Consider the following 23,590-nt stretch of genomic DNA (forward strand, 5'->3'; position numbering starts at 1 on the left):
CGATCATCAAATTTGAAAGATCGATGATCGCACGTTTTGATGTCCCGAAGGCTGCACGGGTTGGCTGGAGAGACTATAAAGCTCGCCATCCGCCCTCCAAAAGAGCGATTGACGAACGGAAGCACGCACATGAGCCATTCCATCAGCGGCAGCACCCAGGCTTACCTGATCCCCGGCGACCCGGTTCGCAACGTGCGGCTGCCGCGCATGTTCAATGCGGCCTTCGAGCGCTTCGGCATCGACGCGGTGCTGCTGCCCATGCAGGTGCCGGTGCGCGACTTCGCGGTGTTCTTCAAGTCGGCCTTCCTCGCGCGCAACGTGCGCGGCATGGTGATCGCTCCGCCGCACAAGCCGCTGGTGGTCGACCTGCTCGAAGGCTGCGGGCTCTTCGGCCGCGTGGCAGGCTCGGTCAACGTGGTGCGCCGCACCGAGGGCGACCAGCTCGAGGGCGATCTCTTCGACGGCGAGGGCCTGATCGGCGCGCTCGACCACTACAACATTCCCTTCCGCGGCAAGCGCGTGCTGATCCTGGGCGCGGGCGTGAGCGCCGCGGCCATCGGCGTCGCGCTGGCCGAGGGCGGTACGGTGAACGGCGCGGCGCACATCGCCATGTACGACAAGGCCGCCGGCAAGGCGGCCGGCGTGGCGGCCAAGCTCGACGCCTTCTTCGACGCCGAGGTGGTCGCCGCCGACAGCAATGCGCCCGAGGGCTTCGACCTCGTCATCAACGCCACGCAACTGGGTCTGAGCGACGACGACGCGGCGCCGGTCGACGTGACGCGCATGGACAGCCACGCCGCGCTCTTCGACATCCTGCTGCGCAACCAGCCGACGCCGCTGGTGCGCGCGGCCCGTGCGCGCGGGCTCAATGCGCAGGCCGGCTTCGAGATGCTGATCCAGCAGATGCCGCATTACTTCCGCTACTTCGGCCACATGGACGCGGCGGATGCGATGACGGCCGACGCCGGTTTCCTGCGCGAAATCATCTATCCGCCCGCGATGCGCGCCGAGATCGCGCAGCCGCTGCGCTACCACTCACCGAGCGTGGCGTGAATGGCTCACCCCCAGGCTTCGCGCACTTTGTGTCGCTTCGCCAACCCCCTTGCAGGGGGCAATGCCTGCGGCCCGGCGAAGCCGGTTCCGCGGCATTCCTGGAAGAAACCTTCGACCTTTGACTGCACAGATTGATCCACCAATGATTTCCGGCAAATCCACCCTCATCGCCCACATCGGCTTTCCCACGGAGGCCTTCAAGGCCCCGATGATCTACAACCCCTGGTTCGACAAGCACGGCATCGATGCCGTGGTCGTGCCCATGGGCGTGAAGCCAGAGGACTACGCGGTGTCGCTGCCGCAGATCTTCAAGTTCAGCAACATCCGCGGCGCGCTGGTGACCATGCCGCACAAGGTGACGACGATGTCGCTGGTCGACGAAGTGACGCCCACCGCGCGCGTGGCCGGTGCCTGCAACGCCATCCTCAAGCGCCCCGACGGCACGCTGCTGGGCGACCAGTTCGACGGCGCCGGCTTCGTGCGCGGCGTGGAGCGCAAGGGGCGGCTCTTCAAGGGCACGCGGGTGCTGGTGTCGGGCGCGGGCGGCGTGGGCTCTGCCATCGCGGCGTCGATCGCCGCGGCGGGTGCCGCAGAGCTGATGCTGTTCGACATGAGCGAGGCTTCGGCCAACGCGCTGGCCGCGCGCCTTCGCGAGCACTATCCGCAGATGAAGGTGGCCACCGGCTCGAAGGACCCGGCCGGCTACGACGTGGTGGTCAACGCCACGCCGCTGGGCATGAAGGAGGGCGATCCGCTGCCCTTCGACGTGGACCGCATCGACCCTTCGACCTTCGTCGGCGAGGTGGTCATGAAGACCGAATACACGCCGCTGCTGCAGGCCGCCAGGGCCAAGGGCTGCCAGGTGCAGGTGGGCACCGACATGCTGTTCGAGATGATCCCGGCGTACCTGGAGTTCTTCGGCTTCGGCACCGCCTCGCCCGAGGAACTGCGCGCCGTGGCGCAACTGAAATACTGAAAGAAGAAAGGAAGGCTCGTCCGATGAGCATTTTCGAAGGCTTCCTCTCCACATCCGAAACGCTGGGCGCGTTCAGCGACCGCGCCTTCGTCGACGCCATGCTGCGCTTCGAGGCCGCGCTGGCGCGCGCGCAGGCGGCCGAGGGGCTGATCCCCGAGAGCGCTGCCAACTCGATCGTCAGCAGCTGCAAGGTCGAGCTGTTCGACGTCGCCAAGATCGTTCGCGAGAGCGGACGTGCCGGCAGCGTCGCGATCCCGCTGGTGAAGGCGCTGCGCGAGGCCGTGGGCCTCTTCAATGCCGAGGCCGCGGCCTTCGTGCATTTCGGCAGCACCAGCCAGGACGTGATCGACAGCGCGATGGCGCTGGTCACGCGCGAGGCTGTCGCGCTGATCGAGGCCGACCTCGCCAAGGCCGCCGACGCGCTCCTGCGCCTGGCCGTGACGCATGCCGAGACCCCGATGCTCGCGCGCACGCTGATGCAGCCGGCCTCGGTGACCAGCTTCGGCTTCAAGTGCGCCGGCTGGGCCGCGCCGCTGGTGCGCAGCCGCATCCGCCTGCGCGATGCCGCCAAGCATGCGCTGCAGCTGCAGCTCGGCGGCGCCATCGGCACGCTGGCGCAGATGAAGGGGCAGGGCGCGGCCGTGCGCAGGCGCATGGCCAAGGAACTCGGCCTGGGCGACCCCGGCGCGACCTGGCATACGCAGCGCGACGAATGGGTCGCGCTCGGCTGCGAGCTGGGCCTCATGACCGGCAGCCTGGGCAAGATCGCGGTCGACATCTCGCTGCTCGGCCAATACGAAGTCAGCGAAGTCACCGAGCCCAGCGAACCGGGGCGCGGCGGCTCGTCGGCCATGCCGCACAAGCGCAACCCGGTGGCCTCGATGGTGGCCATCGCCGCCGCGCACCGCGCGCCGCAGCGCGTGGCCGCGTTGCTCGGCGCCATGCCGCAGCAGCACGAACGCGCCCTCGGCGCATGGCAGGCGGAGCTGGGCGAATGGCCGCAGCTCCTGATGTCGGCGCATGGCAGCGTGCGTGCGATGGCCGGTGCATTGCCCGGCCTGCAGGTCGACGCCGCGCGCATGCGCGCCAACATCGACCGGCTGCGCGCCGAACTCCCGCGCGACGCGGCGGACGAATGGTTCGCCCCCGCGCTCGCCCACGAAGCCGGACAGACCGCGCTCGCCGAAGTGAAGGCGCTGCAGGCCCGGCTCGACGCACAAAAGGAACTATCCCAATGACCACCCCCGAAAACCCGCCCGTGGAACCCGGCGTCTATGAAGCCGGCCTCGTCAACCGCCGCCGCGTGCTCGGCGACGCCTGGGTCGACAAGTCGCTGGCCAACCGCAACGGCTTCAACGCCGAGTTCCAGGAGCTCATCACGCGCCACGCCTGGAACGACATCTGGGGCCGACCCGCGCTGGGCGACAAGACGCGCCGCTTCATGGTGCTGTCGATGATGCTGGGCATCCACGCCTATGAAGAGTTCGCGATGCACGTGCGCGCCGCGCTCGACGGCCCGCCCGAGTCGCGCCTCACGCCGGACGAGATCAAGGAAGTGATCATGATGGCCGCCATCTACTGCGGCGTGCCCGTGGCCAACCACGCCTTCGGCATTGCGACGGGCATCCTGCGCGAGAAGGGCCTGCTGCCGCCGCTGGCGCAGTGACCGCGCCGCCTGCCTCAGGGAGGGGCGGGAAGGGGCGCTTCGACGTCACCTTCACGCTGCTCCTGCCGCTGCTGCTCGCAGCGCAGCCGGTGGCCACCGACAGCTATCTTCCCGCGCTTCCCGCCATCGCGAAGGAGCTCGGTTCGGCCAGCACCAGCCTCACGCTGTTCGTGCTGGCCTTCGGCTTTGCGCAGCTGCTGTGCGGGCCGCTGGCCGACCGCTTCGGGCGTCGGCCGGTGCTGCTGGCGGGGCTGGGCTGCTACACGCTCGCCGCGCTGGGCGGTGCCTTCGCCGACAGCGTGGCGCTGCTCGCAGGCTGGCGCACGCTGCAGGGTTTCTCGATGGCGGCCATCCTGGTGTGCGCACGCGCCGCTGTGCGTGATCTCTACCCGGCGCATGAAGGGCCGCACGTGATGGCGCGCGGGCTCACGGGCCTGGGCATCGTCGGCCTGATGGCGCCGCTGCTCGGCGCATGGCTGGTGCAGGGCGCCGGCTGGCGCTGGGTGATGGCGGCGATGGCGGCCTATGCCGCGGTGCTGTTCGCGCTGTGCTGGCGCTCGTTCGGCGAAACACGACGGCCCCTGGGCGAGGGCGGGTCGTCCGCGCCGCGCGGCAGCACGCGCGCGGTGTTCGCGAGCCGGTCGTTCCGAGCCTGGGCCTCGGTCGCGGCCACCACCTACGGCGGCCTGTTCTGCTTCCTGCTGCTCTCGCCGATGGTCTACATCGGCTACCTGGGCTGGTCGCCCGCCTGGTACGGCTGGATCCCGGCCGGCGGCTCGCTGGTCTACATCTTCAGCACCACCATGTGCCGCAGCCTGCTGCGCCGCTACGGCCCTGTGCGCACGGTGAAGCTGGGCGCGTCGCTGAGCCTGGCCGGCGCCACCATCCAGGCGCTGGGCTGCTGGCTCATGCCGCTGAGCGCGGTGCCGCTGTTGTTCGGACACGCCGTCTACTGCCTGGGCCACGGCATCCACCAGCCCTGCGGGCAGGCGGGTGCGGTGGGCGACCTGCCGCACCTGGCCGGCCGGGCCGTGTCGTGGTCCGGCTTCGGCATGATGATGGTCGCGTTCTGCGCAGGGCAGCTCGCCGCGCGGTTCGTCGACGCCGATTTTTCCAACGGCGCCTGGCCGATGGTCCTGCCCATGCTGCTGGCCGGCAGCGTGCTGGTGGCGATCGCGTTCTTCTGGCTGCCGCGTCTGCAACACCCGAAAAAGGAAACCACACCATGACCCGTTTGAATGTCGTTCGCGAGGGCAACGGCCCCATCGTCGTGCTCAGCCATGCGCTCGGCTGCGACCTGAGCATGTGGGACGGCGTGGCCGCGCAGCTCGCCCGCGCCCACACGGTGCTGCGCTACGACCACCGCAACCACGGCGCCTCGGAGGTGGTGCCCGGCGAGCTGCGCATCGAGACGCTGGCGCAGGACGCGGCCGAGCTCATTCGACGCGAGGCGGGCGGCGAGCCCGTGCACTTCGTCGGCCTCTCGATGGGCGGCATGACGGCGCAGGCGCTGGCGGTGCGCCACCCCGAGCTGCTGAAGACGATCGTGATCGCCAATTCCGCCGCGCACTACCCCGACCAGACGCCCTGGCGCACGCGCGTCGAGACCGTCGGCGCCAAGGGCGTTGCCGCCATCGCGCCCGGCGCGGTGTCGCGCTGGCTCACGCCGGCGTGGGCCGCCACGGCCGAAGGCGCGGAAGCCGCGAAGAAGCTGCACGACGTGCTGGTGCGCACCGACGCGCAGGGCTACATCGAGAGCTGCAACGCCGTCGCGGCGATCGACTTCCGCGAGAGCAACCACCGCGTCGCGGTGCCCACGCTGGTCATCGGCGGGCTGCAGGACGAAGCCACGCCGATGGCGATGTCGCAGGCCATGGCCGCAGCCATTCCGCATGCGCGGCTGCAAACCATCGATGCCGCGCACCTGAGCGCCGTCGAGCGGCCGGCGGAATTCGCGCAGCTGCTGATCGATTTCTGGCGCAGCCTCTGAGCGCCGACGGAGGGATGCGCGGCCTAGGTGTATCCCGTATTTCGTGCGAATAACGGTTGCGAGTGATCGATGATCGATCAAAACTGCGCTGAATAGATTGTGACGATGCCCGGGTGTTCCTAAAGTCCACCCCCATGCATCGATCCATCGCCACCGTCTCGCTCAGCGGCACGCTCCGCCAGAAGCTCGAAGCCGTCGCCGACGCCGGCTTCGACGGCATCGAGCTGTTCGAGGCCGACTTCATCAACTTCAAGGGCACGGCCGCCGAACTGGGCCGCATCGCCGGCGACCTGGGCCTGAGCATCGACCTGTACCAGCCGTTTCGCGACTTCGAAGGCATGCCCGAGGCGCAGTTCCGCCGCAGCCTGGAGCGCGCCGAGCGCAAGTTCGACCTGATGCAGGCCATGGGCGCACCGACGATGCTGTGCTGCTCCAACACGTCGCCGCTGGCCATCGACGACCCCTCGCTGGCGGCCGCCCAGCTGCACGAACTGGCCGAACGCGCCGCGCGCCGCAACCTGCGCGTGGGCTTCGAGGCGCTGGCCTGGGGCCGCTACACCTCGCTGTACGGCCAGGCCTGGGAGATCGTGAAGCAGGCGAACCACTCGCACCTGGGCCTGATCCTCGACAGCTTCCACACCCTCTCGCTGAAGGACGACCCGGCCGGCATCGCCGCCATTCCCGGCGACAAGATCTTCTTCCTGCAGATGGCCGACGCGCCGCTGCTGTCGATGGACGTGATCCAGTGGGCGCGCCACCACCGCTCGTTCCCGGGGCAGGGCGACTTCGACGTGATCGGCTTCTTCGAGCAGGTGCTGCGCGCGGGCTACACCGGGCCGCTGTCGCTGGAGATCTTCAACGACATCTTCCGCGAGACACCGAACCGCCGCACCGCCGTGGATGCGATGCGTTCGCTGCTGTACCTGGAGAGCGAAGCGCGCCAGCGCCTCGCCAAGCCTTCGGTGCTGCAGCAGGTGACGCTGTTCGACCCGCCGCCGGTGCCGGCGCTCTCGGGCCTGTCGTTCATCGAGTTCGCAGCCGACGAGGCTTCGGCCGCGACGCTGGCAACGCTGGTCGGCCAGCTGGGCTTCCGCCGCATCGGCAGGCACCGCTCCAAGGCGGTGACGCTGTACCGCCAGGGCGACATCAACCTGATCGTCAACGCTCAGCCCGACTCCTTCGCGCGCCAGCGCTTCGAGGCGCACGGCACCTCGGTGTGCGCACTGGGCGTGCGCTGCGACGATCCGCTGGCCGCGGTGGGCCGCGCCACCGCCATGCGCTCGCAGCGGCACGACAGCCCGGTCGGTCCCAACGAGCTGCGCGTGCCGGCCATCGTGGCGCCGGGCGGCAACCTGATCCACTTCGTGCCAGAGATGCTGGGTGCCGATGGCCTGTACGAGAGCGACTTCATCCTCGAAGACGAGGGCGCGGGTGCCAACGACGCGGGCCTGCAGCGCATCGACCACGTGGCGCTGGGCCTGGCGCTCGACCAGCTCGACACCTGGGTGCTGTTCACGCGCGCCGTGCTCGGCCTGGAGCCCGGCGAGAGCCTGGAGCTGGCCGACCCGTTCGGGCTGATCCGCAGCCGCGGCGTCGCCAACGCCGACCGCAGCCTGCGCCTGGTGCTCAACGTGTCGCTGAGCCAGCGCACCCGCACCGCGCGCACGCTGAGCGTGACCGGCGGCGGCGCGGTGCACCACATCGCCCTGAGCTGCGCCGACATCTTCGAGACGGCCGCGAAGCTGCGCGCCAACGGCACGCGCTTCGTGCCGATCTCCGACAACTACTACGACGACCTGGCCACCCGCATCGACATCGACCCCGCGCTGCTTTCGCGCATGCGCGAATCGGGCGTGCTGTTCGACCGCTCGCCGGCCGGCGACTACCTGCACATCTACACCGAGAGCTTCGAGAGCGGGCTGTTCTTCGAAGTCGCGCAGCGCGTGGGCGGCTATGACGCCTACGGCGCGCTCAACGCACCGGCGCGCATGGCGTCGCAGGCGCAGGACTGACAGAGGCCCGCCAGCGCATCGACAGACCGTTTCGTTTGACAGACAGAGAGCTGATTTCTTTTTTTCACGTCACCACTGGAGACAACACATGGCAAACACCTCAGCCCATGAGCCGCAAGGCAGGCACCAGTCGAAGAAGGCCGCGGCAAGCGGCTGGATCGGCTCGGCGCTGGAGTACTACGACTTCTTCATCTACGCCACCGCCGCTGCGCTGATCTTTCCGCAGATCTTCTTCCCCAAGGGCGACCCGACGACGGCCATCGTCGCCTCGCTCGCGACCTACGGCGTGGGCTACGTGGCACGCCCCATCGGCGCCTTCGTGCTCGGCCACTGGGGCGACACGCACGGGCGCAAGCAGGTGCTGGTGCTTTGCATGTTCCTGATGGGCTTCTCGACCGTGGCCGTCGGCCTGCTGCCGACCTACGACCAGGTCGGCCTGCTGGCGCCGGTGCTGCTGGTGCTGCTGCGCCTGGTGCAGGGCTTCGCGGTGGCGGGCGAGATCTCGGGCGCGAGCTCGATGATCCTGGAGCACGCACCCTTCGGGCGACGCGGCTTCTTCGCGAGCTTCACGCTGCAGGGCGTGCAGGCCGGCCAGATCCTGGCGGCCGCCGTGTTCCTGCCGCTGGCGCACTACATGCCGGAAGACGCGTTCAATTCCTGGGGCTGGCGCATCCCGTTCCTGCTGAGCTTCCTGGTGATCGTGGCGGGCTACATCATCCGCCGCGAGGTCGACGAGACCCCGGCCTTCGCCGAAGTCGACAAGAAGGGCGAAACGGCCAAGGCGCCGATCATCCAGGCCTTCACCGACAGCTGGGCCGACATGCTGCGCGTGGTCTGCATGGCGCTGATGAACGTCATTCCGGTGGTGGCCACCGTGTTCGGCGCGGCCTACGCCGTGCAGGCCGCCTACGGGATCGGCTTCCAGAAGGACGTGTACCTGTGGATCCCGGTGCTCGGCAACATCCTGGCTGTGATCGTCATCCCGTTCGTGGGCAACCTGTCGGACCGCATCGGCCGCCGCCCGCCGATCATCGTCGGCGCGCTGATCTCGGGCCTGCTGTCGTTCGTGTACCTGTACGCCATCAGCATCCGCAACGTGCCGCTGGCCATCGTCATGTCGCTGCTGATGTGGGGCGTGATCTACCAGGGCTACAACGCGACCTTCCCGAGCTTCTATCCGGAACTGTTCCGCACCCGCAACCGCGTCTCGGCCATGGCCATCTCGCAGAACATCGGCACCACCTTCACCGCGCTGCTGCCGGCCCTGTTCGCCGCCGTCGCGCCTCCCGGCTCGACCAACGTGTGGTTCACCGTGGGTGCCATCACCTTCGCGGTGACCGTGCTGTCCGCACTGGCCGCCTTCAGCGCCCGCGAAACCTACCGCATCCGCATGCGCGACCTGGGCGACCCGAACGCGGTGCCGGTCGACAAGCAGGAGTACGACCGCCTGCGCGAGCAGACGATGCAGGAAGCGCGCGTGACCAGGGTCGCGGCCTGAGGCCGGCGCGGCAGGCGAAGACCTTTCGCCTGCCAAGGGTTGTGGCGCCGGGAAGAATGGCGCCATGACCTCCACATCTTCCCCCTCCCGCCTCAAGATCGACTTCGTCTCCGACGTGTCCTGTCCCTGGTGCGCCATCGGCCTGAGTTCGCTCGAGGCGGCGCTGGGCAAGGTGGCGCCGGAGATCACCGCGGAGCTGCACTTCCAGCCCTTCGAGCTGAATCCGCAGATGCCGCCCGAAGGCCAGGACACCTTCGAGCACCTCAACCAGAAGTACGGCTCCACGCGCGAGCAGCAGGCCCAGTCGCGCGAGATGATCCGCCAGCGCGGAGCGGCGGTGGGCTTCGAGTTCAGCCCCGAGGGCCGTCCGCGCGTCTACAACACCTTCGATGCCCATCGGCTGCTGCACTGGGCCGAACTGGAGAGTTCCGACAAGCAGGCGGCGCTCAAGAAGCTGCTGCTGAAGGCCTACTTCACCGACAGCCAGAATCCTTCCGACCCCGAGGTGCTGGTGCGCGCCGCCACCGAGGCGGGGCTCGATCCGGTTCGAGCCCGGCAGATCCTGGAAAGCGACGAGTTCGCGCAGGAAACCCGTGAACGCGAGCGCATGTACACCGATGCCGGCATCCACTCGGTGCCCGCGATCATCATCAACGACAGGCATCTCATCTCGGGCGGCCAGCCCGTCGAAGTGTTCGAGCGGGCCCTGCGCCAGATCGCCGGTGCTGCTCCTTCGAGCCTTGCCACAGCCTGACTTAGCTGGCACTTAGGCGCCGGCTTTGTCCGGCGTTACGACGGTAAAGACCGTCAACCCGAAGCGGGCTCCAGTGGTTGAGGAGGCGTCCCTGAACCACTGTCACACAGGAGTCCCGAAGATGAAGAAGAAAAGCCTAATCGCCGCACTTGCCCTCATGGCTGCGGCTTCGCTGCCGGCACTGGCGGACGAATACGGCAGGCACCCGTTCTATCTCCACGCCTTGTCCGACCTGCGCACCGCGGCCTGGAAAGTGGAGCACCGCCGCCCCGAGGACGGGCAGGTCTCGCGCGACGAGCAGGTGGTGATCGACGAGATCCACGCCGCCATCGGCGACCTGCAGCACGCCGCATGGCTCGACGGAAAGCCCGTCGAGTGGCGCGAGCCCACCGATGCATGGCTGCCGCGCGAAGGCCGCCTGCACGCCGCGGCCGATCTGCTGCGCAAGGTCCGCTCCGACGTCGCACGCGAAGAGGACGACCCGCGCTCGCGGCCGTACCAGCAGCGCGGCCTCGCGCACGTCGACCTCGCGCTGGCCACCGCGCAGCACGCCATCGGCGACGTGCGCCGCCACGACCTGCGCAGGGAGTGAGGGCGGTGCCGGCCACCGCTTCGCCGATCTTCTCCCAGCCCGCGCGGCGCGTGTCGATGGCGCTCGGCGCCTGCGCGCTGGCGCTGCTCGCGGCATGCGCGAGCGCGCCGGGAGATCATCGGCCCATGGTTTCGGTGTCGCTGCCCTCGCAGCAGGTGGACGAGGCCACGCGCCTGCGCTGGCTCGACCGCGTGAGCTGGGGCGCCAATGCGAGCAGCGACGCGCAGCTCGCCAGGCGCGGCCTGTCGCTGTGGATGCGCGACCAGCTCAACCCGCGCCCCGCGCCGCTGCCGCCGGCCGCGCAGGCGCAGATCGACGCGATGGAAATCTCGCGCGTGCCGCTCGACCAACTCGTCACCGGCCTCGAGGCCCAGCGCAAGGCGGCCGACGCGCTGCCCGACGAAGACCAGAAGAAGGCCGCGCGGCAGGAATACCAGCAGCACCTCAACACGCTGGTGCGCGAGGCGCAGCAGCGCTTCGTGCTGCGTGCGCTCTATTCGCCCAACCAGCTGCAGGAGCAGATGACGTGGTTCTGGATGAACCACTTCAACGTCAACCTGCGCAAGGACAACATCCGCGCGATGGTGGGCGACTACGAGGACAGCGCGATCCGTCCGCACGCGCTCGGCAGGTTCCGCGACCTGCTCGGCGCCACGCTGCACCACCCGGCGATGCTGCGCTACCTCGACAACGCGCAGAACGCCGCCAACCGCATCAACGAGAACTACGCACGAGAACTGATGGAGCTGCATACGCTGGGCGTGGGCAGCGGCTATACGCAGGGCGACGTGCAGGAACTCGCGCGCGTGCTCACCGGCGTGGGCGTGACCAACCAGCCGCTCGATGCGCCGCCGCCGAACGTGCGGCCCAACCTGCGTGGCGACTACGTGCGCAAGGGGCTGTTCGAGTTCAACCCGAACCGCCACGACTACGGGCCGAAGACGCTGCTGGGCCAACCCATCCAGAGCCGCGGTCTGGCCGAGGCCGACGAGGCGCTCGACCGCCTCGCGCGCGCGCCGGCCACCGCGCGCTTCATCTCGCGCAAGCTGGCCGTGTACTTCGTCTCCGACGATCCGCCGCAGGCACTGGTCGACCGCATGGCCGCCGCCTTCACGCGCAGCGACGGCGACATCGCCGTCACGCTGAAGGCGCTGTTCGAGTCGCCCGAGTTCTCGGCTTCGCTGGGCCGCAAGTTCCGCGATCCGGTGCACTACGTGATGGCGGGCGTGCGCCTCGCCTACGACGACCGCGTCGCCACCAACGTGAATCCCATGCTCGGCTGGATCAACCGCATGGGCGAGCAGCTCTACGGCCACGAGACGCCGGATGGCTATCCGCTCAACGAGGCGGCCTGGGCCAGCGCCGGTCAGATGAACACACGCTTCGAGATCGCGCGTGCCATCGGTGCGAACGGTGCGGTGCTGTTCCGTGCGGACGACAAGGCGCCGCTGGAGAAGCCCGCGTTCCCGCCGCTGGCCGATTCGCGCGCGGTACGCACGATGCAGGGCAGCATGAGCGCCGACACGCGAGAGGCGCTGGCGCAGGCGAAGAATCCGCAGGAATGGAACACCTTCCTGCTGGCTTCGCCCGAGCTGATGCGCCGCTGAAGGTATTCGGTTTTTCTCCCTCTCCCGCCGGGGGAGGGCAGGTGTGGGGGCAAGCGGCGTTCGACAGGACACCGAGGCTGAACGAACGCCGCATGCGCCCATCCCGACCTTCCCCCCAGAGGGGAAGGCGCAAGGCAGGAAGAAAGAAGAAAGGACAACCGTCATGCAACGCAGAGATATCCTGAAGCTCGCGGCCGCCGCACCGTTCGCAGGTGCTGCTGCCAAAGTGATGGCCGCGCCTTCCGCCGAAGGCGCCAAGCTGCTCGTCGTGTTCCTGCGCGGCGCATACGACTGCAGCAACCTCCTCGTGCCCACGAGCAGCGACTTCTACTACGCCTCGCGCCCCAACATCGCCATCGCGCGACCCGGCACGCCTAATGGCGCGCTGCCGCTGGACGGCAACTGGGGCCTGCATCCCGCACTGGCGCAGAGCGTGATGCCGATGTTCCAGCAGAAGCAGGCATCCTTCATCGCCTTCGCCGGCACCGACGACCTCACGCGCAGCCACTTCGAGACGCAGGACTCCATCGAACTCGGCCAGGCCCTCGACAAGCGCCGCGACTACCGCTCGGGCTTCCTCAACCGGCTGGCCGGCGTACTCGGCGCGGGCCCCGTCACCGACGTGTCGCCCATCGCCTTCACCGACCAGCTGCCGATCTCGATGCGCGGCAGCGCCAAGGCCGCCAACATGGCGCTGGCCGGCAATGCGCGCTCGGGCATCGACGCGCGGCAGAGCCAGGTCATCACCGCCATGTACCGCAACACCACGCTGGCCCAGCCGGTGGCCGAGGGCTTCCAAGTGCGCGACGAGGTCATGCGCGCGGTGCAGGCCGAGATGGACGCGGCCAGCCGCAACGCCATGTCCGCCAAGGGCTTCGAGCTGGTGGCACGCCGCATGGCGCTGCTGATGCGCGACCGCTTCGACCTCGGCTTCGTCGACGTCGGCGGCTGGGACACCCATGTGGGACAGGGCGGCGCCACCGGCTACCTCGCCAACCGTTTTGAAGAGCTGGGCCGCGGCGTCGCCGGTTTCGCGCAGGAGATGGGCGACGACGCCTGGCGACAGACCGTGGTGGTCGTCATCAGCGAGTTCGGCCGCACCTTCCGCGAGAACGGCAACCGCGGCACCGACCACGGCCACGGCACCGTCTACTGGGTGCTCGGCGGCGGCCTATCGGCACAGGCCGGCGGGCGCGTGGTGGGCGAGCAGCAGGCGCTGACGCAGGCGACGCTGTTCCAGAACCGCGACTATCCGGTGCTCAACGAATATCGCGCGGTGTTCGGCGGGCTGTTCCAGCGGATGTACGGCCTTTCCCCGGCGCAGCTGGCCAAGGTGTTCGACGGCGTGGCACCCAGGGACCTGCGGTTGGTCTAGCCGGCGGCGTCGAGGCCGGCCGTGGCGGCGGCGGCCGGTCTTGCTTTTCCTTTTCACCCCCTGATGGGCCTGCGTTCCAGGACGCCGGCCTGCGCCTGCCTGCGTCCCGCCGGCGGATTCTTGTATTCCGACATCCCGAATTCCGGGGATGGCTGAGACACAAATAGTTAACAAAGATAATGCTCGTCACGTCCAGACCAGTCGCGCAGGGGCGGTTTTCGCTTCGCGCGAGGTTTTAGTGCTTCGACCAAGACCTATCGCTGCTTCTGGAATTCGCCTCTTCCAACGCCGGCCAAGGGTGCCGGAACCTGTCGTTTCGCCGCCAGGCGAAGTGCCCACGTCCAAGAAAAGGAAACCGATGTTCTCGCCCCGCATGTCTGCTCTTGCCAGTGTCTGCGCCATCGCCGGTGCCACCGTGGTGCTGGCCTCCTGCGGGGGAGGCTCCGGAGGAGGCGGCGGCTTCGTTCCGCTGGCTCCCATCGCGCAGCCGCAGCCGCAGCCTCAGCCCGAGACGCCTGTGGCGATGCACACGGTCGGTGGAACCCTCAGCGGCATCACCAGCGGCAAGCTCGTGCTGCAGAACAATGCGGGCGACGACCTGACGCTCACGGCGGACGGCAAGTTCAGCTTCGCGACTCCCGTCAAGGAAGGCAGCACCTACGCCGTCACCGTGCGCACCCAGCCGCTGTGGCAGTTCTGCACCGTGAGCAACGGCGGCGGCAACGCAGCCGCCGAGGTCACCGGCGTGACGGTCAGCTGCAAGGAGGCACTGGCAACGGTTTCGACGTTCGCGGGTACGGGCACCCCCGGCGATGCGGACGGCGAGGGGCTCGCCGCCACCTTCCAAATCCCAAGGGGTGTGAGGCTGGATGCTGCCGGCAACCTCTACGTGACCGATGCCCAGAACAAGCTGATCCGCGCGATTTCTCCCTCGGGCTTTGTCTCGACCGTGGCGGGCAAGGGCGCGGGCGGAACCTTGTCCGATCCTTTCGACCTGGTCCTGGATGCCGCCGGCAACATCTACGTGACCGAACTGACGACCCACCTGGTCCGCAAGGTCACGCCGACCGGGGGGGTGAGCGCACTGGCCGGGACCGCCGGGACTGCCGGCTGGGCCGACGCGAACGGCACCAGCGCGAAGTTTTCCCAGCCTTCGGGCATCGCCTTCGATCCGCAGGGCAACCTTGTCGTCGCCGATTCGCTGGGCCAGAGGATCCGCAAGATCGCGCCCGACCTCGCGGTCAGCACCTTCGCGGGCTCGGGCGCGCAGGGCTCGGACGACGGCACCGGCACGGCCGCAACCTTCAGCGTGCCCGCCGGCATCGCGATGGACGCCGCCGGCAACATGTTCGTGACCGACTTCGGCAGCCACGTGATCCGCAAGATCACGCCGCAGGGCGTGGTCACGACGCCGTTCGGCAAGCGGAACACGACCGGTCACGCCGACGGTAAAGGCAACGACGCGACCTTCTCTTTTCCGGTGGGCATTGCGATCGACTCCAGCGGCAGCCTCTACGTGGGCGACAGTTCGAACCATGTGATCCGCAGGATCACGCCGGACGGCATGGTCAGGACGCTGGCGGGCAAGGCGGGAACGTCCGGGGCGGATGACGGCGTGGGCAATGCAGCGACGTTCTACCGGCCCTACGGCGTGGCGGTGGACGCCGCGGGCAACGTCTACGTGGCAGACCTGTTCAACAACAAGATCCGCAAGATCACGCCGACGCCCGCGCCCTGAGCCGCCTGGGTCCTCATGCGCCATGATCCGGGCCACCGTGCGAGAAGGATCGAGAGAAGAAGCCATGGCCGTGATCGACCAACACCTGCGAATCCCCGAGTTGCAGCGGCTCGGCATGTCCGCCGCGCTGTTGCAGCTGGCTGCCGGCCAGTGCCTCCACGAGGCCTTCCGGGGCTTCTGCCTGGGGCCGCCGTTCTACAACTATCACGGCGCCCGTGCGCCCGAAGGGCCCACCCTGGTCCCGCTGTGGGACCACGGCAGCAGGGTCTGCGCGCTTCGTGAAAGCGAGGGCGGCCTGGAGTTCATCGAGTTCAGCATCGAAGACCCGGCCGGGTTCGAGCGGCTCGCCGGCACCGAGCAGGGGTTCTGGGCGACCCGCTTCGACTTTCTCTACGAATGCGATCTGGCCGATGAAGCCTTGCGCAGCGCCGCCGCACGGGTCGGATTCCGTTTTCTCGACCGGTACCTGAGGTCGAGAGAGGCGGCCGAAGAGCAGCTGAGCAGCTTCGGTGCCCATCGGGTGTGGCTTCGGGAGCTGGTCGCCGGCATCGACCGCGATGCCGCCGCGCCTGCCTGATCGCAGGGCGTAGAGCGTGGGCGGCGACACCGCGGAGAATCCCCGCATGCCTCACGCCGTTTCCCTTCTTCGCGCCGCCCGCCTGGCGCGAAGCGCCAAGCCCTTTCTCGCCCGCGGCGGTTTCAAGCGCGAGCGCTGCGCGGGCTGCCGCCTGCTGCCCAGCCATTGCATGTGCGCCATACGCCCATCGGTTGCGACACGCGCGGGCGTGTGCCTGATCATGGCCGACATCGAGCCGCTCAAGCCCACCAACACCGGCTGGCTGGTTGCCGACGTGGTGGCCGACACCTTCGCATTCGGCTGGGCCCGTACCGAGGTCGATCCTGCGCTGCTGGCGCTGCTGAACGATCCCCAGTGGCAGCCCTACGTTGTATTTCCGGGGCAGTACGCCGCGCCGGAGCGGGTGGTGCAGGGCGTCGAGCAGCCGGCAATGCACGGGGACGCAGCCGCGAAGCGCCCGCTCTTCATCCTGTTCGACGCGACCTGGGCCGAGGCGCGCAAGATGTTCCGCAGGAGCCCCTATCTCGACCGGCTGCCGGTGCTCAGCCTCCGTCCCGAGCAGATCACGCAGTACAAGCTGCGCAACTCGGGCCGCGACGACCACTTCTGCACCAGCGAGGTGGCGGCGATGTGCATGAACCTGGCGGGCGAGGGCGCTGCAGGGAAGACGCTCGAAGCCTACCTGCCGGTGTTCTCGCACCACTATCTGCGCGCGAAGAACCAGCAGCCCGTCGACTGGGCGGGCGCCGAGCATCTGCGGCTGCGCGAGGTGGTTTCCTCGCAGGATTCCTGAGCCCGCGGCCGGCCGGGGGCCGGGCCGGCGTCAGGCGATCATCGATTCCAGTTCGGCCGCCAGTTCGCGAGGCGCCGGCATTTCCTGGACCACGTCCTCGGTGATGCCGGCCGCGAGTGCCGACTGGCTCGGCCAGCCGCCTTCGAGCTTGCCCAGATCGACTCCCTGGCGCTCCAGCGCCACGCGCCACACCGCCAGGTGCAGCACGTCACCCAGCGCATCGGCATGCTCCGACTTGTCGGGGCTCACGAAGCTGGAAAGCCCGCCGACCAGGTCGGGGGCGAAGCCCCAGCGCCGCGCCAGCGACGCGCTCACGTCGCCGTAGTGGTAGCCGAACTCGACCAGCTCCAGCTGCGCGCGACCGAGCGACTCGAAGGGGTGCAGGGCGTTCAGCTCGCCGATCCGGCCGGGCATCGCCTGGGCCATGATCAGGTGGCCGATGGCATGCATGCTGCCGGCGGTGAACGCCAGGTTCGGATCGACGTGGCGCGTCTTGGAAGCCAGGTACCGCGAGACCGAGGCCACGCGAAGGCTGTGGGCCCAGAAGGCCGGCAGGCTGACGCCCTCGACCTTCCTGAAGGTGCCCGCCAGGCCCGAACTCACGACCACCGAGCGGATCGCCGAGAGCCCCAGCATCAGGATCGCGCCCTGGATCGACGAAATCTTGCGCCGCAGCCCGAACAGTGGCGAATTGATCATCTGCAGCACCTTCGCCGCGAGCACCTGGTCGAGCTCGATGCGGTTCGCGACCGCCGCGAAGGACACCTCGTCGTTCCGCAGCATCTCGATCAGGTCGGACACCACCCGCGGGACGGTGGGGAGCGACTCGTCATTGGCAAAGAGTTCGTCGAGTGTCTTCATGGCGCTGTGGAGGGTGTTATTGCCTTTGTATGCAATGGATTTTCCTCCAGCGGATGGGCCATTTGGGGGCTCCAGCAGTGCAAATCCGCAATTTCCACTGATTCCGGTGGGGGAGGGATTACCCTGATCCAGGCGCACTTGGCGCCGCGTACAGGCGTTTCGTCGCATGGCGGTCGCCGCTCGGGCCCCGCGGTGACATAGTCCGGCCGACCCGAACACCACCCGAACACGACCCGAGGAGTCCCTTCCCATGATTCACCCGGAACGCCTGACCGCCCGGCTGGACGGCGACTTCGTCGTCTTCCTCATCGGCATGCGCATCAACCAGCCGCTGAAGCTGCACAAGTGGCTTCCCGTCGCGGCGGCCATGCCCCGGATGCTCAAGGAACTCAAGCAGCAGCCCGAGCGCGGCCTGCTGCACGCCGACCTGTGGTTCTCGCGCACGATCCTCGTGCTGCAGTACTGGCGCTCCATGGAGCAGCTGCTGGCCTACGCCAAGGACAAGGAGGCCGAGCACCTCCCGGCATGGCGCGCCTTCAACAGGGCCATCGGCACCGACGGCTCCGTCGGCATCTGGCACGAGACCTACGCGGTGTCTGCAGGCACCTACGAGAACATCTACGTCAACATGCCGCCCTTCGGCCTCGGCCGCGCCGGCAGCCTCCAGAGCGTCGCCGAGGCCCATCGCTCGGCGGCTGCGCGATTGAGGGCTACGAAGGCGCAGGGGTGACGACCGGCGCATGCCGCGCCATCACCTCCACCACCCAGTCGATGAACACCCGCAGCTTGGCGCTCACATGCCGGTTCGGCGGGAACGCCAGGTACAGCGGCATCGGATCGAGGCTCCAGTCCTCGAAGAGCGGCACCAGCTCGCCGCCGGGCAGGTGCGCCTTCGCCATGTAGCCGGGCAGCCAGAGCACGCCCAGGCCTGCCAGGCCTGCCGCGAGGTAGGCGTTGCCGTCGTCGAGCGAGAGCGCGTAGCGGCCCTGCACCTCGATGCGCTCGCCGCCGCGCTGCATCGCATACGGAAAGGTCTTGCCGTTGCGCGACCACAGGAAGCCGACGATGCGGTGGTGCGAGTCTTCCAGCTCGCGCGGATCGCGGGGCGTGCCGGCGCGCTCCAGGTAGCCGGGCGCCGCGTACACGCCGAGCTGCAGGTCGCCCACATGGCGCGCCATGAGCGACTGGTCGGTGAGCTCGCCGCCGCGCACCACGCAATCGACGTTGTCGCCGATGAGGTCGACCATGCGGTCGCTCACGCCCATGTCGAGCTGGATGTCGGGGTAGCGTGCGTGGAACGCCGGAAGCTCCGGCACCAGGATCGTGCGGGCCAGCGGGGTGGGCACGTCCACACGCAGCCGGCCTCTCGGTGAAGCCGATGCGCCCGAGAGGCTGGTCTCGGCATCGTCCATGTCGGCCAGCAGGCGCACCACGCGCTCGTAGTAGGCCGCGCCGTCGGCGGTGAGACCGACCTTGCGCGTGGTCCGGTTGAGCAGCTTCACGCGCAGCCTGGCTTCGAGCTGCTGCACCAGCTGGGTCACGCTGGTCTTGCTCATGTGCAGCGTCTCCGCCGCCTTGGTGAAGCTGCCTGCCTCCACCACGCGGGCGAAGGCCTGCATCGCGTCGAAACGGTCCATGTGCGCGCTTTCCCTGGTGCCTTGAGTGTCGATCGATTGTTTGGTCTGCCCAAACAGTCATTGTCGGCATTGCCCGTTTATCCGCGAGGCGCGCTTTTCTAAAGTCCCTTCATCCCGTTCATTGATTGATTGAAGAGAAAGAAGGAAAGCATCCATGGCCAAACGCGACGTCGTCTTCCCGCCCGGGCGCCAGGCGCTCTATGAAAAGAACCGCTACTCGCCGGCGATCCGCTCCAACGGCTTCCTGTTCGTGTCGGGGCAGGTCGGCAGCCGCGAGGACGGCTCGCCCGAGCCCGACCTCGAAGCACAGGCGCGGCTCGCGTTCAAGAACCTGAACGCCGTGCTCGCCGCCGCGGGCTGCACCTTCGACGATGTGGTCGACGTCACCGTCTTCATCGTCGACCCGGAGAAGAACTTCGAGACGGTCTGGAACATCGTGCCCGAGTACTGGGGCGATGCGCCGCACCCCACGCTCACCGGCATCGGCGTGACGTGGCTCTACGGCTTCAAGTTCGAGATCAAGGTCATCGCCAGGCTGCCCGACGGCGCGCAGGAATGACGACTTTCTTTGTATGAGGAGGGCTGTACAGCCCGATCGACCTGCCCCCCGGAGGCTGAAACTCACCTGTTCGAGTGATGCATCGCCGCACGGATTGACCCACATTGCGCCTGAGAGATCCGTGGCTGTCCAGCCAGCGATCGTTCGGCGTGGGGAACGATCGCTTCACCGGCAATCCCCGCATTGAAAGCCCGGTGCCTTCGATGGAAAGACGGCGCCGCGGCGCCCATCCACTCGAGCAAGGAGCACAGCATGTCTTTCAAGATTCTCTGCTGCGACGGCGGCGGCATTCGCGGTGTCATCACGGCGTTGCTGATCCAGGACCTGGACCAGAGCTTCGGCATCGTCGCAGGCGCGAACGGCTTTGCCGGTACTTCAACCGGCGGGCTGATCTCGCTGGGCCTGGTGAACGGCGTGGCCATCGGCGACATCGTGAACATCTACGAGAACGACGGCGCCACCATCTTCAAGCCCAACGGCTGGCTGCTGGATGCGCAAGCGAAGCAGCAGGACAAGGCTCCGGCGAAGTCGACCGAGGAGCTGCTGGGCAGCGGCCCGGGCATCTTCAAGTGCCAGTACGTCAACACCGGCCTGCAGCAGGTCGCGCAGCAGCTGGTGGGCACCGGCGTGCTGTCGTCGGCCAGCCGCTTCGTGGCGGTCAACTCCGCGCGGCTGTGGGACCCGAGCCAGAACAGCTGGGAGCCCTGCACCATCTCCAACGGCCCGAGCAACGCCTATCGCGGCATCAGCATGGTCGATGCAGCACTGGCCACCTCGGCCGCGCCGACCTACTTTCCGCCCTACCAGGTGGGCAGCTACGGCTACTTCGCCGACGGCGGCACCTTCGCCAACAACCCCTCGATGACGGCGATGGTGGAGGCGATCTACCAGGGCTACGCGAGCGGCACCTCCGACATCCTGATGCTCTCTCTGGGCACCGGCGTGAACCCGGTCGGCATCTCGCCCGGCTCGGTGCCGAACCCGCTGGACTGGGGCGTCACGCACTGGCTGTGGCCCTTCGGCAATGGCACCGTGCCGGCGACGGCGCTGCTCAACCTCACGATGGACGCCACCGCCGAACTCGCGGCGATCCAGGCCGGGCAGATGCTCGGCGGCAACTACATGCGCGGCAATGTGCCCCTGGCCCAGCCCTTCGGCCTGGACGACTACAGGAACGTCGGCGAACTGGTGAGCGCGACGCAGGACTACATCAAGAATTCCTCCGAGTGGGCGAAGGTGCGCGACTGGGTCGAGACGAACTGGAAGTGAGGCCGGCTCCGGCGGCTGCGGCCTTTCAATACGCGTCGAGCATCCGCTGAAGCTCCTTCCGATCGCTCGCCCTTGTCAGGCCTCGGATCGGAAGGACCCGGGCCTTCTGCGTCGTGTGCATCATCGATAGAAGAGGAATGCCGGCTCAGTGCCGCTGCAGCACCTTGCCGGGCCGCAGGCCGGTGGGGCGCCGCCCGTCCCAGACCCGCTGCCCGTTGACCCAGACGCCTTCGATGCCCCGGCTTGCCTGGACGGGGTTGTCGAAGGTGGCGAGGTCGGTCACGCGCTGCGGGTCGAAGGCCACCAGGTCGGCCCGCAGGCCGGGCCGCAGCAGGCCTCTGTCGACCAGCCCGTAGTTGCTCGCGGCCAGTCCGGTCATCTTGTGGACGGCGGCTTCCAGCGTGAGCAGACCCTTGTCGCGCACCAGCCGCGACAGCACGCGGGTGAAGGTGCCCCACTGGCGCGGATGCGGATGCGGATCGAAGGGAAGCCCGTCGGAGCCCACCATCGTGCGCGGGTGCGCCAGGATGCGCTCCACGTCGCGCTCGTCCATCAGGAAGTAGATGGCGCCCGCGGGCGCGAGCCGCTGCAGCATGGCTTCGTCGTCCAGCCCCCATTCGCGCTGCAGGTCGGCGAAGTCGCGCCCCTGCGCGGACGGGTCGCCCTTCGACCATGCGATGAGCGTGCGGCGCGCCAGCCGCACGCGGTCGAGCCGCAGCATCGTCGAGGTGGCGGGATAGGGATGGCAGTCGAGGCAGACCGGCTGCATGGCGCCGGCCTCGTCGATGCGCGAGAGGGTTTGAACCGACCTGCCATGGTTGCGCTCGCCCGCGAGCTTGTGGTGCGAGAACACGACGCGCGCGGTCAGCGCACGCCCGATCTCCAGGGCCTCTTCGATCGCCTCGTCGATCCGGTCGGATTCGTCGCGCAGGTGAACCGCGTAGACCATGCCGCCGCGGCCCCGCATGGTCTGGCCGATGTCGATGATCTCCTGGGTGGTGGCGTGCTGTGCGGGCGGGTAGAAGGTGCCGGTGGACATGCCGAACGCACCGGCGTCCAGCGCCTCGGCCAGCAACTGCCGCATGGCGGCTCGTTCCTGCGTCGTGGCGGGCCGCTGCAGATCGTCCATCGCGCTCACGCGCAGGCTGGCGTGGCCCACGAGGGGGATCACGTTGGCTGCGGCGGGCGCCTGCCGCAGCGCGTCCATCCAGCTGGAGAAGCTCGCATAGCGGAACAGCTCGGGCGGGCCCAGCAGATCGAGCGGCTGGGGCAGGGGGCTGCCGGGCGGCACGGGCGCGAGGCTCACGCCGCAGTTGCCGGTCACCACCGTGGTCACGCCCTGCGAAACCTTCGGCACCATGTCTGGATGCGCGAGCAGGTAGCCGTCGTCGTGGGTGTGGGAGTCGATGAAGCCGGGCGCGAGGCTCAGGCCGTCGAGCTCGACGATGCCGGCGCCGGCAACCTCGCTGCCCGGCGGCAGGATGTCCGCGATGGTGTCGCCCTCGACCAGCAAATCCGCGCGGCGCGGCGGGGCGCCGCTGCCATCGATCACCGTGCCGCCGCGCAGCAGCAGCAAGTGATGTTGTTGTTGCTGCTGCCCGGATGGAGTCGCGGGGCCCGCCATCAGTCGAGCTTCTCGATGCGGTTGTGCTCGATCAGCTCGCCCCAGCGCCTGTTCTCCCGGTCGATGGTGCGCTGGAAGTCGGCGGGCGTGCCGCCGGCCGGCACGGCGCCCAGCTTGGCGAGGCCCTCGCGCACGCTGGGGGTGGCCAGCGCGGCGTTGATCGCGGCATTGAGCTTCTCGATCACCTCGCGCGGCGTGCCGCGCGGTGCGACCACGCCGCCCCAGGCCACGGTCTCGTAGCCCTTGATGCCCGCCTCGTCCAGCGTCGGCACGTTGGGCAGCATGGCGATGCGCCTGGTGCTGCTCACCGCGAGCGCGCGCACCTTGCCGGACGCGACCAGCGGGCCGACCTCGGAAGAGTTGGCGAACAGGTAGTCGATGCGTCCGCCCATCAGGTCCTGCAGCGCGGCCGGTCCTCCGTTGTAGGGCACGAAGAGCACGTCGATGCCGGCCATGCTGCGCAGCAGCTCGCCGCCCATGTGGCCGGTGGTGCCGATGCCGGGTGCGCCGAAGGACAGCTTGCCCGGCTGCTTGCGCGCCGCGGCCACCAGCCCGGCAACGTCGTGGATGGGCGACTCCTTGGGCACGATCAGCACGTTGTAGAGGTCGAAGGCCTGGGCCACCGGCACCAGGTCGCGGTCCACGTCGTAGGGCAGCTTCTTGAACAGCGTGCGGTTGACCGCCAGCGTGTTCACGTTGCCGTAGCCGATGGTGTAGCCGTCGGCCGGCTTGCTCTTGATCTGCAGGATGCCGATGTTGCCGGCCGCACCGGGACGGTTCTCGATGACCACCGGCACGCCGAGCGACTTCGAGACCTCGTTGGTCACGAGCCGCGAGAGCACGTCGGGCGAGCCGCCGGCCGCAGAGGGCACGACGAAGGTGATGGGCCTCTCGGGCCACGCGGCCCAGGTCGGGGCCGAGCCTGCGAGCAGGCCGAAGGCAGCGGCCAGCACGGCCATCGGGCGGGAGAACTTGCGACGGATCATCGGAAGGGGCTTTCGTGGATTTC

Annotated in this window: 22 protein-coding genes; 18 read left to right on the forward strand and 4 right to left on the reverse strand. The window is 68.6% G+C overall.

The features are described 5' to 3' along the window. The first annotated feature begins 129 nt into the window (after positions 1-129). The 15 genes from G369_RS0100065 to G369_RS0100135 all read left to right on the forward strand — a co-directional run bounded on the left by G369_RS0100065 (position 130) and on the right by G369_RS0100135 (position 16,631). On the forward strand, positions 130-1,053 hold the full coding sequence (locus G369_RS0100065) for a shikimate dehydrogenase family protein (protein WP_020722892.1): 924 nt from the start codon (positions 130-132) through the stop codon (positions 1,051-1,053). A 142-nt stretch (positions 1,054-1,195) separates the two neighbouring features. Next, on the forward strand, positions 1,196-2,029 hold the full coding sequence (locus G369_RS0100070) for a shikimate dehydrogenase family protein (protein ID WP_019651924.1): 834 nt from the start codon (positions 1,196-1,198) through the stop codon (positions 2,027-2,029). A gap of 23 nt (positions 2,030-2,052) precedes the next feature. Then, positions 2,053-3,267, forward strand: coding sequence for a 3-carboxy-cis,cis-muconate cycloisomerase (pcaB, locus tag G369_RS0100075; protein ID WP_019651925.1), 1,215 nt, complete (start codon positions 2,053-2,055; stop codon positions 3,265-3,267). Next, the gene (locus G369_RS0100080; RefSeq protein ID WP_019651926.1) at positions 3,264-3,695 is read left to right on the forward strand and encodes a carboxymuconolactone decarboxylase family protein; all 432 of its coding nucleotides are present in this window, start codon (positions 3,264-3,266) and stop codon (positions 3,693-3,695) included. The genes pcaB and G369_RS0100080 overlap by 4 nt, the downstream gene beginning before the upstream one ends. Next, entirely contained in the window at positions 3,692-4,924 is a 1,233-nt protein-coding gene (locus G369_RS0100085) for an MFS transporter (RefSeq protein ID WP_019651927.1), read from the forward strand. Before G369_RS0100080 ends, G369_RS0100085 begins: the two co-directional genes overlap by 4 nt. Next, a complete protein-coding gene (locus tag G369_RS0100090; protein WP_019651928.1) occupies positions 4,921-5,685 on the forward strand; it encodes an alpha/beta fold hydrolase in 765 nt (254 codons plus the stop codon). Before G369_RS0100085 ends, G369_RS0100090 begins: the two co-directional genes overlap by 4 nt. A 134-nt stretch (positions 5,686-5,819) precedes the next feature. Then, a complete protein-coding gene (locus G369_RS0100095; protein WP_019651929.1) occupies positions 5,820-7,697 on the forward strand; it encodes a bifunctional sugar phosphate isomerase/epimerase/4-hydroxyphenylpyruvate dioxygenase family protein in 1,878 nt (625 codons plus the stop codon). Positions 7,698-7,785: 88 nt separating this feature from the next. After that, positions 7,786-9,195, forward strand: coding sequence for an MFS transporter (locus G369_RS0100100; protein WP_019651930.1), 1,410 nt, complete (start codon positions 7,786-7,788; stop codon positions 9,193-9,195). Between the two features lie 64 nt (positions 9,196-9,259). Next, a complete protein-coding gene (locus tag G369_RS0100105; RefSeq protein ID WP_019651931.1) occupies positions 9,260-9,949 on the forward strand; it encodes a DsbA family oxidoreductase in 690 nt (229 codons plus the stop codon). Between the two features lie 121 nt (positions 9,950-10,070). Next, positions 10,071-10,541 (forward strand): hypothetical protein, encoded by a 471-nt coding sequence (locus G369_RS0100110; RefSeq protein WP_026346096.1) that lies wholly within the window; start codon positions 10,071-10,073, stop codon positions 10,539-10,541. A 56-nt stretch (positions 10,542-10,597) separates the two neighbouring features. Next, positions 10,598-12,148 carry a DUF1800 domain-containing protein gene (locus G369_RS0100115; RefSeq protein ID WP_051127536.1) on the forward strand — a complete coding sequence of 517 codons (1,551 nt, stop codon included), beginning with the start codon at positions 10,598-10,600 and terminating at the stop codon, positions 12,146-12,148. A 163-nt stretch (positions 12,149-12,311) separates the two neighbouring features. Then, positions 12,312-13,523 carry a DUF1501 domain-containing protein gene (locus G369_RS0100120; RefSeq protein ID WP_019653462.1) on the forward strand — a complete coding sequence of 404 codons (1,212 nt, stop codon included), beginning with the start codon at positions 12,312-12,314 and terminating at the stop codon, positions 13,521-13,523. 373 nt (positions 13,524-13,896) lie between these two features. Then, entirely contained in the window at positions 13,897-15,261 is a 1,365-nt protein-coding gene (locus G369_RS37415) for an NHL repeat-containing protein (RefSeq protein ID WP_019651934.1), read from the forward strand. A gap of 64 nt (positions 15,262-15,325) precedes the next feature. Next, positions 15,326-15,838: a hypothetical protein gene (locus G369_RS0100130; RefSeq protein ID WP_019651935.1), complete on the forward strand. Its 513-nt coding sequence runs from the start codon at positions 15,326-15,328 to the stop codon at positions 15,836-15,838. 46 nt (positions 15,839-15,884) lie between these two features. Then, the gene (locus G369_RS0100135) at positions 15,885-16,631 is read left to right on the forward strand and encodes a tRNA-uridine aminocarboxypropyltransferase (RefSeq protein ID WP_019651936.1); all 747 of its coding nucleotides are present in this window, start codon (positions 15,885-15,887) and stop codon (positions 16,629-16,631) included. Between the two features lie 30 nt (positions 16,632-16,661). Here the strand turns inward: G369_RS0100135 and G369_RS0100140 are convergent, their stop codons facing one another. Beyond that, positions 16,662-17,492, reverse strand: coding sequence for an HDOD domain-containing protein (locus tag G369_RS0100140; protein ID WP_019651937.1), 831 nt, complete (start codon positions 17,490-17,492; stop codon positions 16,662-16,664). Between the two features lie 250 nt (positions 17,493-17,742). On the opposite strand from G369_RS0100140, the gene G369_RS0100145 reads away from it, so the two are divergent. Beyond that, positions 17,743-18,222: a DUF4188 domain-containing protein gene (locus tag G369_RS0100145; RefSeq protein ID WP_019651938.1), complete on the forward strand. Its 480-nt coding sequence runs from the start codon at positions 17,743-17,745 to the stop codon at positions 18,220-18,222. On the opposite strand, the gene G369_RS0100150 is transcribed toward G369_RS0100145, so the two are convergent. Next, positions 18,203-19,129, reverse strand: a complete 927-nt coding sequence (locus G369_RS0100150) for a LysR family transcriptional regulator (protein ID WP_019651939.1) — start codon at positions 19,127-19,129, stop codon at positions 18,203-18,205. The genes G369_RS0100145 and G369_RS0100150 overlap by 20 nt on opposite strands. A 154-nt stretch (positions 19,130-19,283) precedes the next feature. Here G369_RS0100150 and G369_RS0100155 point away from each other — a divergent pair, with 154 nt between their 5' ends. Both G369_RS0100155 and G369_RS0100165 read left to right on the forward strand, forming a co-directional pair. Further along, positions 19,284-19,688 (forward strand): RidA family protein, encoded by a 405-nt coding sequence (locus G369_RS0100155; protein WP_019651940.1) that lies wholly within the window; start codon positions 19,284-19,286, stop codon positions 19,686-19,688. Between the two features lie 252 nt (positions 19,689-19,940). Then, the gene (locus G369_RS0100165) at positions 19,941-20,957 is read left to right on the forward strand and encodes a patatin-like phospholipase family protein (RefSeq protein WP_019651941.1); all 1,017 of its coding nucleotides are present in this window, start codon (positions 19,941-19,943) and stop codon (positions 20,955-20,957) included. Between the two features lie 145 nt (positions 20,958-21,102). Here the strand turns inward: G369_RS0100165 and G369_RS0100175 are convergent, their stop codons facing one another. Next, positions 21,103-22,581, reverse strand: a complete 1,479-nt coding sequence (locus tag G369_RS0100175; RefSeq protein ID WP_051127523.1) for an N-acyl-D-amino-acid deacylase family protein — start codon at positions 22,579-22,581, stop codon at positions 21,103-21,105. Then, entirely contained in the window at positions 22,581-23,567 is a 987-nt protein-coding gene (locus tag G369_RS0100180) for a Bug family tripartite tricarboxylate transporter substrate binding protein (RefSeq protein ID WP_019651944.1), read from the reverse strand. The genes G369_RS0100175 and G369_RS0100180 overlap by 1 nt, the downstream gene beginning before the upstream one ends. Between the last annotated feature and the right edge of the window lie 23 nt (positions 23,568-23,590).

Origin of the sequence: Variovorax atrisoli 110B (assembly GCF_000382045.1) — a bacterium.
Lineage (GTDB): Bacteria > Pseudomonadota > Gammaproteobacteria > Burkholderiales > Burkholderiaceae_C > Variovorax > Variovorax atrisoli.